We start from the raw sequence: 13,684 nt of genomic DNA on the forward strand, positions 1-13,684 counted from the left end.
GCAAGGAGTACGGGGGGTGCCCCTCGGAGGACAACAGGGCAACAGGACATAGTTGCACCATCAGCGGTACCTCCGGCACCACCCTCAGCACGACCGGCACCACCCCCAGCACGACCTTCTGAAGTGAACGACACCCCGGCGAAGAGGAGCGGTACGTGAGCGAGAGCAGCGCGGAGGCCGTCACGGACGTCGCCGCGGCGGCCGTCGCCTCCGCCGCCGGGAACTGGCGCAAGGCCGGTATCGCCGGCGTCGCCATAGGCGTGGTCGCCGCGGGCGCCGCCGCCGGAGTCGCCATAGAGCGGCTGACGGTGGGCCGCGGTATGCGCAACAAGGCCCGCCTCGCGCTCGACTCCACGGGCCCGTACGGCTCGCTGCGCGGCACGCCGGGCAAGGCGTACGCCGACGACGGCACCGAGCTGTACTACGAGGTGGACGACATCGAGCAGGATGTGACGTTCACCCCACGCCGGCGCCGGCTCTTTGGGCGCAAGGCCCCGGCCCCCGTCACCGTCGTCTTCAGCCACGGGTACTGCCTCAACCAGGACTCCTGGCACTTCCAGCGGGCCGCGCTGCGCGGGGTGGTGCGCATGGTGCACTGGGACCAGCGCAGTCACGGCCGCTCCGGGCGCGGGGTCGCGCAGACGAAGGACGGCACGCCCGTCTCCATCGACCAGCTCGGCCAGGACCTGAAGGCCGTCATCGACGCGGCCGTGCCGGAGGGGCCGATCGTGCTGGTGGGGCACTCCATGGGCGGGATGACCGTCATGGCGCTGGCCGACCGGTATCCGGACCTCGTCCGCGAGCGGGTCGTCGCCGTCGCGCTCGTCGGTACGTCGTCGGGGCGGCTCGGCGAGGTCAACTTCGGGCTGCCCGTCGCGGGCGTCAACGCGGTGCGCCGGGTGCTGCCCGGTGTGCTGAAGGCGCTCGGTCAGCAGGCCGCCCTGGTGGAGCGGGGGCGGCGGGCCACGGCCGACCTGTTCGCGGGGATCATCAAGCGGTACTCGTTCGCGTCCCGGGACGTCGACCCGGCCATCGTGCGGTTCGCCGAACGGATGATCGAGGGCACTCCGATCGACGTCGTCGCGGAGTTCTACCCGGCGTTCACCGCGCACGACAAGACCGAGGCCCTCGCGTACTTCGCCGAACTGCCGGTGCTGGTGCTGGCCGGGGTCGGCGACATGGTGACACCGAGTGAGCACAGCGAGGCGATCGCGGACCTGCTGCCGGACGCCGAGCTGGTGCTCGTCCCGGACGCCGGGCATCTGGTCATGCTGGAGCACCCCGAGGTGGTCATAGACCGTCTCGCCGACCTTCTGATGCGCGCGGGCGCCGTCCCGGCAGGGGCTACCGTGGGTGGCTATGGAAGCACCAGCAGCAGCGCACAACCCGGCTGAGACCGCCGCCGAGGGCGTGAACGTCCGGATCACCGTCAACTCGCCAGAACAGATGCGGGAGTTGGGCCTTCACCTGGCCAAGCTGCTGCGCGCGGGCGATCTCGTGATGCTGAACGGGGAGCTCGGCGCGGGCAAGACGACGCTGACCCGTGGCCTCGGCGAGGGGCTCGGCGTACGGGGCGCGGTCACCTCGCCGACGTTCGTCATCGCCCGTGTGCACCCCTCCCTCGGCGACGGTCCGCCGCTCGTGCACGTGGACGCGTACCGGCTGGGCGGCGGCCTCGACGAGATGGAGGACCTCGACCTCGACGTGTCGCTCTCCGACTCGGTGATCGTCGTGGAGTGGGGCGAGGGCAAGGTCGAGGAGCTCACCGACGACCGGCTCACCGTCGTCATCCACCGGGCCGTCGGTGACACCACGGACGAGGTACGGCACGTCACGCTCACCGGGCTCGGGGAGCGCTGGGCGACGACCGATCTGAGCGTGCTCGCGGCTTGATCACCCTGGGTGAGGGTTCCGGGGGACGTGAAGGTTCCGACAAGTCGTCGGCAAGATGTTGCGTTCGGTGTCCCGGCCGTGGTCACATGGACCTCAGTCCGTAGTTAGGTCTACCTAACCACGCTTGCCCCCGAATCCCCAGGAGGCGTCCATGTCGGCTTCGGAACGTGACGCGCCGGTGAAGCAGCCGTGCGGTGGGGTGTCGATGCGGGACCTTTTGGCGTCGTGTGCGGCGGCCGACGCGGTGTCCAGGCCGCCTCGGGCGCCGATGCCGGAGGCGCCGCGTGCGGAGGCGCGGCCGCGCAAAGCTGCGTGAGCGCTCCGCTGGAGGGCGGTACTTCGTCTGCGGGTGGGTGGGGGCGGGTCGCGCCCCGCGGCGGAGCCGCTGATGTACGCAGCCCCGCGCCCCTGAGGGCGCGCCTCCGCACAGGTCCGCCGACTAGCGGATGACGACCACCTTCACGCCGACCGTCGCGAAGTTCCACATCGCGGTGCCGTTCTTGCGGGTCTCCCGGATACCGCCGAGTTTCTTGGTGGAGTCGGGGGAACCCGTGGAGCCGTCTATGGCGGAGCTGAAGCCGATCGCCACGCCGTCGACGACGGTGAAGCGGACGACGTGCTCGATCTGGGCGCCGTCCGATCCGGTGACAGCCTTGGACCGGGAGGTGACGGCGTAGGTGCCGACTCCCGGGTCCACCGTGCCGGGGGTGACCTTGAAGGTGCGCTCGGTCCTGTTGTTCGCGGCGACCAGCCACACGCGGTCGTCGTCGACCGAGTAGACGACCCGCTCACCGCTGCCCGAGGCGGTCGGCAGCGCCACCGGGTTCTTCTTGTCCCGGGGTGCCTTCGTGGTGGGGACCTTGGACGCGCCCGCGAGGGGCTTGCCCAGGGTGTCGGGCACGTTCGCGGACGCCTGGTAGGCGAGGAAGCCGACCACCGCGACAGCCGCCGCGGTGAGCCCGGCCACGAATCCCGAGCTGCTCCTAGCCACCTTGTGTACCCGCCTCTCGTACCGCGTTCGTGTCCATTACGTCCTTTGTGGTGACGGTAGCAGCCGCCGCCCCGCAGACCGGGGCGGCCGTGCGTCCCGCTCGGGCGCCGTAGGCTGTTTGCGTGCTCTTGCTCGCTCTGGATACCGCCACCCCCGCCGTGACCGTCGCCCTGCACGACGGCACGTCCGTCATCGCCTCGTCGAGCCAGGTGGACGCGCGCCGGCACGGAGAGCTGCTGCTGCCGGCCGTCGACCGGGTGCTCGCCGAGGCAGGCCTCAAGCTGGACGCCGTCACCGGCATCGTCGTGGGCGTAGGCCCCGGCCCGTACACGGGGCTGCGCGTCGGCCTCATGACCGCCGACACCTTCGGCCTCGTGCTCGGCGTGCCCGTGCACGGCCTGTGCACCCTCGACGGGCTCGCGTACGCCGCCGACGGTACCGGCGTAGAGGGCCCGTTCGTCGTCGCGACGGACGCCCGGCGCAAGGAGGTGTACTGGGCGCTGTACGACGACCCCCGTACGCGTGCCTCCGAGCCCGCCGTCGACCGGCCCGCCGACATCGCCGGGACGGTCGCCGGTCTGCCCGCCGTGGGTGCGGGTGCGCTGCTCTATCCCGACACCTTCCCGGACGCCCGTGCTCCCGAGCACGTCTCCGCGGGCGCGCTCGCGTCCTTGGCGGCGGAGAAACTCGCCGCGGGCGAGGAGCTCGAGGCGCCCCGGCCGCTCTACCTGCGCCGCCCGGACGCCCAGGTGCCCAAGAACTACAAGGTGGTCACCCCGAAGTGACCGCCGAGCTGCGCGAGATGCGCTGGTGGGACATCGATCCCGTACTGGAGCTGGAGAAGGACCTCTTCCCCGAGGACGCCTGGTCGCGGGGGATGTTCTGGTCCGAGCTGGCCCACGCCCGCGGGCCCGGGGCGACGCGCCGGTACGTGGTGGCGACCGAGAGCGGCCGACTCGTCGGATACGCCGGGCTGGCCGCCTCCGGTGACCTGGGCGACGTACAGACCATCGCCGTACGACGTGATCAGTGGGGCACCGGCCTCGGCGCCCGGCTGCTGACCGAGCTGCTGCGGGCCGCGACCGCGTTCGAGTGCGCCGAGGTCATGCTCGAGTGCCGGGTGGACAACGTCCGCGCGCAGAAGCTGTACGAGCGCTTCGGCTTCGAGCCCATCGGCTTCCGTCGCGGCTACTACCAGCCGGGCAACGTCGACGCCCTGGTCATGCGGATGCGCACCGCGTCCGACAGCGGCTCCGCCCCGGGTTCACCCTCCGTAAACGGCGTACAAGGAACAGAGAGCAATGGCTGACGAACCGCTGGTCCTGGGTATCGAGACCTCCTGCGACGAGACCGGCGTCGGCATCGTCCGCGGCAACACGCTGCTCGCGGACGCCGTCGCGTCCAGCGTCGACGAGCACGCCCGTTTCGGCGGCGTCGTGCCCGAGGTCGCCTCCCGCGCGCACCTGGAGGCGATGGTGCCGACCATCGACCGGGCGCTCAAGGACGCGGGGGTGAGCGCCAGGGACCTGGACGGCATCGCCGTCACCGCGGGGCCCGGGCTGGCCGGCGCGCTGCTCGTCGGGGTGTCGGCGGCGAAGGCGTACGCCTACGCGCTGGGCAAGCCCCTGTACGGCGTCAACCACCTCGCCTCCCACATCTGCGTGGACCAGCTGGAGCACGGCCCGCTGCCGGAGCCGACGATGGCCCTGCTCGTGTCGGGCGGCCACTCGTCCCTGCTGCTCTCGACCGACATCACCTCCGACGTACGGCCCATGGGCGCGACCATCGACGACGCCGCGGGCGAGGCCTTCGACAAGATCGCGCGCGTGCTCAACCTCGGCTTCCCCGGCGGTCCGGTCATCGACCGGTATGCGAAGGAGGGCGACCCCTCCGCGATCGCCTTCCCGCGCGGGCTCACCGGGCCGCGCGACCCGGCGTACGACTTCTCCTTCTCCGGCCTGAAGACGTCCGTGGCCCGCTGGATCGAGGCCAAGCGGGCGGCGGGCGAGGAGGTGCCGGTGCGTGACGTGTCGGCCTCCTTCCAGGAGGCGGTCGTCGACGTGCTGACCCGCAAGGCCGTACGGGCCTGCAAGGACCAGGGCGTCGACCACCTGATGATCGGCGGCGGCGTGGCCGCGAACTCACGGCTGCGGGCGCTCGCGCAGGAGCGCTGCGAGGCCGCGGGGATCCGGCTGCGGGTGCCGCGGCCGAAGCTGTGCACGGACAACGGGGCGATGGTGGCCGCGCTGGGCGCGGAGATGGTCTCCCGCAACCGGGCCGCCTCCGACTGGGACCTGTCGGCCGACTCCTCGCTGCCGGTGACGGACCCGCACGTGCCCGGCCGTTCACATGAGCACGGCCACGACCACGGATCCGGCCACGATCATGATCACGTGCACGAGGTCTCCAAGGAGAACCTGTACTCGTGAGCGTCGCGCTGATGTGGGAGGCGCGGGCCGTCCCCGGACGGGGCGAGGAACTGCTCGCCTGGGTGCGGGGGCAGGAGCTGGCGAGCGAGCCGCTGCGGCGGGAGATCCTGCGCGCGCCGCAGGACCGGGTGCTCGTCATCACCTGGTGGGATGCGCCCTACGACGCGGACTTGCCCGAACTCCCCGAGCCGGGCGGGGAGTTGGTGACCCGGGCGGTCCATCGGTGGCGGTTCGAGTCGGTCTCCTGAGGCCTTCGTCTCCGGCCGGGCTTCACGACGAACTCGCTTTTCCGGAAGACTCCTGCAAAGTTTCGTGTGTGGGTGTGGAACGGTAGAGGGGCGGTTCGACGTGTCGACGGAGGTGGGCGCAGTGGCCCGGGAGAGCATCAAGAACAAGGTGACGATCACCGAGATCGCCCGGCAGGCCGGCGTCTCGGTGCCCACCGTGTCGCGTGTCGTCAACGGCCGTTCCGACGTGTCGCCGGAGACCCGGGCCCGCATCGAGGACCTGCTGCGGCGCCACGGCTACCAGCGCAGGTCGTCCGCGCCCGGCGACCGGGCGGCCCTGATCGACCTGGTCTTCAACGACCTCGACAGCCCCTGGGCCGTGGAGATCATCCGGGGGGTCGAGGAGGTCGCGCACGCCTCCGGGGTGGGCACGGTCGTCTCCGCCATCCACGGTGCGTCGGGCTCGGCCCGGCAGTGGATGACCAATCTGCGCGCCCGCGCCTCGGACGGCGTGATCCTCGTGACCTCGGTCCTCGAACCCCGGCTGCACGAGGAGTTGCGGCGGCTCGGGGTGCCGCTGGTCGTGATCGATCCGGCGGGGTCCCCGACCCTCGACGTGCCGACCGTCGGCGCCGCCAACTGGGCGGGCGGGATGGCGGCGACGGAGCATCTGCTCGGGCTCGGGCACCGGCGGATCGGCTTTGTCGCCGGGCCCGTGCGGTTGCTGTGCTCGCGGGCGCGGCTCGACGGGTACCGGGCGGCGCTGGACGGCGCGGGGGTCGCCGTCGACGACGCCCTGATCGTGCCGGGGGACTTCTACCATCAGGCCGGCTTCGACGGCTGCAACACGCTGCTCGACCTGGAGGAACCGCCGACCGCCGTGTTCGCGGCGAGTGACCAGATGGCGCTCGGGGCGATCGAGGCGTTGCGGCGGCGGGGGCTGCGGGTGCCCGAGGACATGAGTGTCGTCGGGTTCGACGACCTGCCGGAGGTCCGGTGGTCGGCGCCGCCGCTCACGACGGTGCGGCAGCCGCTCGCGGACATGGGGAAGCTGGCCACGCGCACGGTGCTGCGGCTGGCGCTGGGCGAGGATCCGGTGTCTCCGCGGGTGGAGTTGGCGACTGAGTTGGTCGTACGGGCGAGTACGGCGCGACGGGGTTGAGGGGCGCCTCAAGGGCGGGGTGTCTGAGGCGGTTCGGCGGCTGCGGGTGATTCGTGGCCGGTCGCGCGGTTCCCCGCGCCCCTGAAGGGGCGCTGATCCCGGCGTGCCCGAAGAGGCGCGGGGAACTGCGCGACCAGCCCCCACCGGCCCGCACGCGAAGAACTCTCGATATTTGTCAGGGGCGTTGACACGGCTGTCCCGCACCCGTAACTTCCGGCGCACTCGGCCGATAATTATCGGCTCTCTTCCGGAAGGTGTGCGATGCGAGCGTTGGGCAACACCTACACCTCTTTCTCCCGCCGGAGGTTCCTGGCGGCATCCGCGGCGACCGGACTGGGGGCGGCCGCCCTGAGTGCGTGCGGTTCCTCCGACAGCGGGAACAGTTCGGGCAAGACCACGATCGAGTGGTGGAACATCACCACCACCCAGCCCGCGAAGAAGCTGTGGGCCCAGCGCGCCAAGGACTTCGAGGCCGCGCACCCGGACGTGAAGGTCAAGGTCGTCACGCTGGAGAACGAGGCGTACAAGTCGAAGATGACCGCGCTGACCACCTCCGGGAAGCTTCCGGACGTCTTCCACACCTGGGGCGGCGGGGTCCTCAAGCAGCAGATCGACGCGGGTCTGGTCGAGGACCTGACCGACAAGACCGCCTCCTGGACGAAGGACTATGTGCCCGCCTCGCTGGCGGCCTACCAGTTCGACAAGAAGACGTACGCGGTCCCGTTCGACATCGGCATGGTCGGCTTCTGGTACAACAAGGCGCTCTTCAAGAAGGCCAAGATCGACACCCCGCCCACCACCTGGTCCGGCTATCTCGACACCATCAGGGCCCTCAAGAGCGCCGGGATCACGCCCATCGCGCTGGCCGGCAAGGAGAAGTGGCCCGGCATGTACTACTGGGCGTATCTGTCGATGCGCGTCGCCGGACTGGAGGCGATGCAGAAGGCCGCCACCGACGCCGACTTCACCGGCGCCGGGTTCGTCACGGCCGGCCAGCACCTCAAGGACCTCGTCGCGCTCGAACCCTTCCAGAAGGGTTTCCTCGGCGGGGCCTACTCCGACCCCAACGGCGAGGCGGCCCTGATGGGCAACGGCAAGGCGGCCATGGAACTGATGGGCCAGTGGGCGCCGACCGTCGAGAAGGACTCGGGCAAGGGCATCGGCGACGACCTGGGCTTCTTCTCCTTCCCCTCCGTGGAGGGCGGAAAGGGCGCGCTCACCGAGGTGTTCGGCGGGGGCGGCGGCCACGCGGTGCGCAAGGGGGCGCCGGACGCGGCGGTGGAGTTCCTGAAGTTCTTCGCGGAGAAGCAGTTCGCCGAGACCCTCGTCAAGGAGACCGGCCTGATACCGGTGTCCAAGGACGCGCGCCCCGCGCTGACCGACCCCAACCTCACCGCCGTGTCGGACGCCCTCAACAACGCCACCGGCTTCCAGCTCTACCTCGACCAGGCGTACGCCCCCGCCGTCGGCCAGGAGATCAACGACAGCGTCGCCGCGCTCATCGCCGGCTCCAAGTCACCCGAGCAGGTCACGCGTTCGGTGACCCAGGTCGCCAAGAGCGAGAAGAGCTAGCGGCCGGCGATGACGCACTCGACCTCGACCTCGACCGCGTCGACGTATGTGCCCGAGCTCGGCAAGTCGACCGGCGTGACGGCCGTTTCACCGGGCGGGGGGCCCCGCCGTCCCGTCCTGCGGCGCGTGCGCGACTGGTTCGCGGCCTTCGTCTTCACGGTCCCGGCGCTCGCCCTGTTCGGGATGCTCGTCCTCCTGCCGATGGGCTACGCCTTCTACGTCAGCTTCTTCAACTGGGGCGGATTCGGCTCGCCCACCGACTCCGTGGGGTTCGACAACTACACCCGGCTCTTCCAGGACCCGGTGTTCCTCGGGGACCTGTGGCGCGGCGTCCTGCTCGTCGCCTTCTCCCTCGTCCTCCAGCTGCCGTTCGCGCTCGCCATGGCCGTGCTGCTCAACCAGAGGCTGCGCGGCCGGGCCGTCTACCGGATGCTGTTCTTCGCGCCGTACATCCTGTCCGAGGTCATCACCGGCGTGCTGTTCAGCATGATCTTCGCGCCGGGCGACGGACTCGCCGACAAGGTCCTCGGCGCGGTCGGTCTCGACGGCCTGGGCGGGCTCTGGTTCGCGGGCCAGAACACCGTCCTGCCCACCCTCTTCCTGGTCATGACCTGGAAGTACTTCGGCTTCCACATGATGCTCTACCTGGCAGGCCTCCAGGGCATCCCGGCGGAGCTGCACGAGGCGGCACGCATCGACGGCGCCGGCAGCTGGCAGCGCTTCCGCCACGTCACGCTCCCGCTGCTCGCGCCGACCCTGCGGATCAGCGTGTTCCTGTCCGTGATCGGCGCCATCCAGCTCTTCGACCTGGTGTGGGTGATCTCCGCGGGCGGTCCCGACCACCACTCCGAGACCATGGTCATCAGCATGTTCCAGTACGGCTTCAAGCGCTACCAGATGGGCTACGCCAGCGCGATCAGCGTGGCGATGTTCCTGATCAGTCTCGTCTTCGCCCTCGCCTACCAGCGTTTCGTGCTGCGCCGCGACACCGAAGGAGCCATCACCACCATGCGAGCCAACCGATGAGCGCGGTCGTGAAGAGCGCGGCCGTGAAGAACACGGTCCCCAAGAGTGTCGTACGCCGTCGCAGGCTGCGCACGCTGCCCGTGTACGTGATCCTGTGGCTGGTCGGCGCGGTCATGGTGACCCCACTGCTGTACGCCCTGGTCTCCGGCTTCAAGTCCACCGACCAGCTCTCCAGCAACACCTTCGGCCTTCCCCACCCCTGGGTGACCTCGAACTACACCTCGCTGCTCGGCTCGGGACCGTTCTGGCGGTCCGTCGGCAGCAGCACCCTCATCGCGGTCGCCACCGCCCTGCTGACCGTGGGGGCGTCGGCGCTCGCCGCCTACGCGCTCGCCCGGTTCGCCTTCCGGGGCAGGGAAGTGCTCTTCACCGTCTTCACCATGGGGCTGATGTTCCCCTTCGCGGTGGCGATCCTGCCGCTGTTCATCCTGCTGCGCACCTTCGGGCTGCTGGACAACCCCTGGGGTGTGATCCTGCCCCAGGCCGCGTTCGGCCTGCCCATGACGATCGTCGTCCTGCGCGGCTTCTTCCGGGAGATCCCCGGCGAACTGGAGGAGGCCGCCACCCTCGACGGCTGCTCCCCGTTCGGCTTCTTCTGGCGCATCCTGCTGCCGCTGGCCCGTCCGGCGCTCGGCACCGTCTCCGTCCTCGCCATCGTGGGCAGCTGGAACAACTTCCTGCTCCCCCTGCTCGTCTTCAGCGAACCCACCTGGTGGACCGTCCCTGTCGGCATCCAACAGTTCCAGGGCCAGTACGCCTCCGACGTGGCCCGCATCTTCGCCTATCTGGTCCTCGCCATGGCGCCCGCCCTGGCCTTCTACGCGGTCGCCGAACGACAGCTGATCGGCGGCATCACGCTCGGCGCGACCAAGGGCTGAACACCAGCCCCTCCAGATGCCCCTGTGGATGTGAGGAGTTACATGACCGACCCCTGGCAGGACCCTGCTCTGCCCGCAGGCGTCCGCGCCGCCGATCTGCTCGCCCGTATGACCACGGAAGAGAAAGTCGCCCAGCTCTACAGCGTCTGGCCCGGCTCGAACCAGACCCCGGCCGGGGACATGGCGCCGCTGCAGCACGCCCTGTCCGAGGACATCGACCTGACGCGGCTGCTCCCGCACGGGCTCGGCCAGCTGACCCGCCCCTTCGGCACCGCACCGGTCGACCCGGCCGAGGGCGCCGCCCGTCTTGCCGCCCTCCAAGAGCGCATCCGATCCGCGAACCGCTTTCGGCTGCCGGCGCTCGCCCACGAGGAGTGCCTCACCGGGTTCACGGCCTGGCGGGCGACCGTCTTCCCGACCCCGCTCGCCTGGGGCGCGAGCTTCGATCCTTCCCTGGTGAAGGAGATGGCGGCGGCGATCGGCGCCTCGATGCGCTCGGTCGGCGTCCACCAGGGCCTCGCCCCGGTCCTCGACGTCGTACGCGATCCCCGCTGGGGCCGTACGGAGGAGTCGATCGGCGAGGACCCCTACCTCGTGGCGACCGTCGGCACCGCCTATGTCCAGGGCCTGGAGTCGGCGGGTGTCGTCGCCACCCTCAAGCACTTCGCCGGCTACTCGGCCTCCCGAGGCGCCCGCAACCACGCGCCCGCCTCGCTCGGCCCGCGCGAACTCGCGGACGTCATCCTGCCGCCGTTCGAGATGGCCGTACGGGAGGGCGGGGCGCGCTCGGTGATGGCCTCGTACAACGACCTCGACGGACTGCCCGCCCACGCACACCGTCGACTGCTCACCGAACTCCTGCGGGAGGAATGGCGGTTCACCGGCACGGTCGTGGCCGACTACTTCGGGGTGTCCCTCCTGGAGTCCGCGCACGGGCTCACCGACTCGCCCGCGGGAGCCGCCGGGCTCGCGCTCGCGGCGGGCGTGGACGTCGAGCTGCCCGCCGTACGCTGCTACGGCGCCGGGCCCCTCGACGAGGAGTTCGTGGACCGGGCCGCGCTGCGGGTGCTGACGCAGAAGTGCGAACTGGGACTGCTGGACCCCGACTGGGCGCCCCCCGCCGACTCCGCTTCCGCCGATCTCGATCCGCCGCACATGCGGGCGCTGGCCCGGCAGCTGGCGGAGGAGTCGGTCGTCCTGCTGGCCAACGGGGGTACGTTGCCGCTGGCGCCCGGGGTGCGGCGGATCGCCGTGCTCGGTCCGCTCGCCGACGATCCCGCGGCCATGCTCGGCTGCTACACCTTCCCCCGCCATGTCCTCCTCGACCACCCCGAGGTCGAGATGGGGGTGGACGTGCCGACGCTGCTGGAGGCGCTGCGCGCCGAACTGCCGGACGTGGAGTTCACGGACGATCCGGTGGCCGCCGACGTGTGTGTGGTCGCGGTCGGCGACCGCTCGGGACTGTTCGGGCGGGGCACCTCGGGCGAGGGGTGCGACGCGGCCGACCTCGAACTGCCCGAGGGGCAGGGAGAGCTGGTCGACAAGACGCTGGCCTCCGGGACACCGGTCGTGCTGGTGCTGCTGTCGGGGCGGCCGTACGCGCTCGGACGCTGGGCGGACCGGTGCGCGGCGGTGGTGCAGGCGTTCTTCGCGGGACAGGAGGGAGGTCCCGCGGTGGCCGGGGTGCTGTCCGGGCGGGTGAACCCGTCGGGGCGGCTCCCGGTGAGCGTGCCGCGCGAGCGGGCCGGACAGCCGTGGACGTATCTCGCGCCGCCGCTCGGACAGCTCAGCGGGGCCAGCAACCTCGACCCGACGCCGCTGTTCGCCTTCGGACACGGGCTGTCGTACACGACGTACGACTGGCAGGCGCCTTCGGTCGACGACACCGCGTTCCCGACGGACGGCGAGACGACCCTGCGGCTGATCGTCCGCAACACGGGGGAGCGGGCCGGTACCGAGGTCGTGCAGCTCTATCTCCACGACCCGGTCGGCAAGGTGGCGCGTCCGGTGGCCCGGCTGGTGGGCTACGCGCGGGTGCCGCTGGCGGCGGGCGCGTCGGCGGAGGTCCACTTCACGGTCCCGGCGGACCTGGCCGCGTACACCGGCCCGGACGGCGACCGGATCGTCGAACCGGGGGAGCTGGAGCTGCGGTTGGGGGCGTCCAGTGCCGAGGGCGGGGTGCGGTACGCGGTGCCGGTGACGCTGACCGGGCCCGAGCGGGTGGTGGGCCGGGAGCGGCGGATGCGGTGCGAGGTGCGCGTGAAGTGAGCCGTCGGTTCCCGCGGCGGCCGAATGTTTCCCGCCAGTCTCCGAATGTTAGGGACCTCACTGGGGTCGGAGAGGGGTCGCCCGGCGTGCACCCGGGGATACGATCGCGCCCATGAATCCCGCGAAGCCCGTGGAGAATCGGATGGCGGACCGTTCCTCGGGGACCGCGACCCTCGCCGAGATCGCCCGCGAGGCCGGCGTCTCCGCGCCGACTGTTTCGAAGGTGCTCAACGGCCGGGCCGATGTCGCCCCGGCCACCCGCACCCGGGTCGAGGAGCTGCTGCGCGCGTACGGCTACCGGCGCCGCCGGGCCGAGGCGACCCGCTCGCCCCTCATCGACGTGGTCTTCCACGAGTTGGAGAGCGCCTGGGCGATGGAGGTGATCCGGGGCGTCGAGAACGTGGCGCGGGAGGAGGGGCTGAGCGTCGTCCTCTCGGAGAGCGCGGGGCGGCTGACACCCGGGCGGACCTGGGCCGACCAGGTCGCCGCCCGTCGCCCGCACGGCGTGATCCTCGTCCTGTCCCGGCTGGACGAGTCCCAGCGCGCGCTGCTGACCAGCAGGTCCATCCCGTTCGTGGTGATGGACCCGGCGGGCGACCCGGGCGACGACGTGCCGTCCATCGGCGCCACCAACTGGCACGGCGGGCTGGCCGCGACCCGCCATCTCGTCGACCTGGGGCACCGGCGGATCGGCGCGATCAGCGGGCCCTCGCGGATGATGTGCAGCCGCGCGCGCATCGACGGATACCGGGCGGCGCTGGAGACGGCGGGACTGCCGGTGGACCCGGAGCTGATCAGAGTCGGGAACTTCCACCACGAGGACGGCTACCGGCTGGGCCTCGGCCTGCTGCGCCGCCCCGACCGCCCGACGGCCGTCTTCACCGGCAACGACCTCCAGGCGCTCGGCCTGTACGAGGCCGCCCGCGAACTGGGCCTGCGCATCCCGGAGGACCTGAGCGTCGTGGGGTTCGACGATCTGCCGGTGGCACGCTGGGTCGGGCCGCCGCTGACGACCGTACGACAGCCGCTGACGGAGATGGCGGAGGCGGCGGCCAAGCTGGTGCTGGAGCTGGGGCGCGAGGAGCGGCCGGCGGCGGGGACCAGAGTGGAGCTGGCGACGAGTCTGGTGGTGCGCAGCAGTACGGGGGCGCCTCCGGCATAGGGAACGGATTGCTGTTCCTGTTATTGACGAGTGGGGCGCTCGGCCCGACACTCTCCGAAGTCAATCGGTTGCACGA

The 13,684-nt window shown here is 71.2% G+C and carries 13 protein-coding genes; 12 read left to right on the forward strand and 1 reads right to left on the reverse strand.

The features are described 5' to 3' along the window. Positions 1 to 155: 155 nt before the first annotated feature. Positions 156 to 1,394: an alpha/beta fold hydrolase gene (locus FNV62_RS30635; RefSeq protein WP_097285880.1), complete on the forward strand. Its 1,239-nt coding sequence runs from the start codon at positions 156 to 158 to the stop codon at positions 1,392 to 1,394. Next, positions 1,360 to 1,893, forward strand: a complete 534-nt coding sequence (gene tsaE / locus FNV62_RS30640) for a tRNA (adenosine(37)-N6)-threonylcarbamoyltransferase complex ATPase subunit type 1 TsaE (protein WP_060895783.1) — start codon at positions 1,360 to 1,362, stop codon at positions 1,891 to 1,893. Before FNV62_RS30635 ends, tsaE begins: the two co-directional genes overlap by 35 nt. Positions 1,894 to 2,332: 439 nt before the next feature. Here tsaE and FNV62_RS30645 read toward each other — a convergent pair whose 3' ends face one another. Beyond that, a complete protein-coding gene (locus FNV62_RS30645) occupies positions 2,333 to 2,884 on the reverse strand; it encodes a hypothetical protein (protein WP_097285881.1) in 552 nt (183 codons plus the stop codon). A gap of 122 nt (positions 2,885 to 3,006) precedes the next feature. On the opposite strand from FNV62_RS30645, the gene tsaB reads away from it, so the two are divergent. The 10 genes from tsaB to FNV62_RS30695 all read left to right on the forward strand — a co-directional run bounded on the left by tsaB (position 3,007) and on the right by FNV62_RS30695 (position 13,608). Then, positions 3,007 to 3,669, forward strand: coding sequence for a tRNA (adenosine(37)-N6)-threonylcarbamoyltransferase complex dimerization subunit type 1 TsaB (gene tsaB, locus FNV62_RS30650; RefSeq protein WP_097285882.1), 663 nt, complete (start codon positions 3,007 to 3,009; stop codon positions 3,667 to 3,669). Between the two features lie 17 nt (positions 3,670 to 3,686). Continuing rightward, positions 3,687 to 4,193 carry a ribosomal protein S18-alanine N-acetyltransferase gene (gene rimI, locus FNV62_RS30655; protein WP_060895788.1) on the forward strand — a complete coding sequence of 169 codons (507 nt, stop codon included), beginning with the start codon at positions 3,687 to 3,689 and terminating at the stop codon, positions 4,191 to 4,193. After that, positions 4,186 to 5,313: a tRNA (adenosine(37)-N6)-threonylcarbamoyltransferase complex transferase subunit TsaD gene (gene tsaD / locus FNV62_RS30660; protein WP_097285883.1), complete on the forward strand. Its 1,128-nt coding sequence runs from the start codon at positions 4,186 to 4,188 to the stop codon at positions 5,311 to 5,313. Before rimI ends, tsaD begins: the two co-directional genes overlap by 8 nt. Next, on the forward strand, positions 5,310 to 5,561 hold the full coding sequence (locus FNV62_RS30665) for a hypothetical protein (RefSeq protein ID WP_097285884.1): 252 nt from the start codon (positions 5,310 to 5,312) through the stop codon (positions 5,559 to 5,561). Before tsaD ends, FNV62_RS30665 begins: the two co-directional genes overlap by 4 nt. 100 nt (positions 5,562 to 5,661) lie before the next feature. Beyond that, positions 5,662 to 6,702 (forward strand): LacI family DNA-binding transcriptional regulator, encoded by a 1,041-nt coding sequence (locus tag FNV62_RS30670; protein ID WP_371645590.1) that lies wholly within the window; start codon positions 5,662 to 5,664, stop codon positions 6,700 to 6,702. Between the two features lie 261 nt (positions 6,703 to 6,963). Continuing rightward, positions 6,964 to 8,274, forward strand: a complete 1,311-nt coding sequence (locus FNV62_RS30675; RefSeq protein WP_382094163.1) for an extracellular solute-binding protein — start codon at positions 6,964 to 6,966, stop codon at positions 8,272 to 8,274. A 9-nt stretch (positions 8,275 to 8,283) separates the two neighbouring features. After that, positions 8,284 to 9,300 carry a carbohydrate ABC transporter permease gene (locus FNV62_RS30680; RefSeq protein WP_097285885.1) on the forward strand — a complete coding sequence of 339 codons (1,017 nt, stop codon included), beginning with the start codon at positions 8,284 to 8,286 and terminating at the stop codon, positions 9,298 to 9,300. Then, the gene (locus FNV62_RS30685; protein WP_143627826.1) at positions 9,297 to 10,178 is read left to right on the forward strand and encodes a carbohydrate ABC transporter permease; all 882 of its coding nucleotides are present in this window, start codon (positions 9,297 to 9,299) and stop codon (positions 10,176 to 10,178) included. Before FNV62_RS30680 ends, FNV62_RS30685 begins: the two co-directional genes overlap by 4 nt. A 42-nt stretch (positions 10,179 to 10,220) precedes the next feature. Beyond that, positions 10,221 to 12,446: a beta-glucosidase gene (locus FNV62_RS30690; RefSeq protein WP_144315703.1), complete on the forward strand. Its 2,226-nt coding sequence runs from the start codon at positions 10,221 to 10,223 to the stop codon at positions 12,444 to 12,446. 112 nt (positions 12,447 to 12,558) lie between these two features. After that, on the forward strand, positions 12,559 to 13,608 hold the full coding sequence (locus FNV62_RS30695) for a LacI family DNA-binding transcriptional regulator (RefSeq protein ID WP_179858254.1): 1,050 nt from the start codon (positions 12,559 to 12,561) through the stop codon (positions 13,606 to 13,608). Positions 13,609 to 13,684: the final 76 nt, after the last annotated feature.

The sequence above is a fragment of the Streptomyces sp. RLB3-17 genome (assembly GCF_007113425.2).
Classification (GTDB): Bacteria; Actinomycetota; Actinomycetes; order Streptomycetales; family Streptomycetaceae; genus Streptomyces; species Streptomyces mirabilis_D.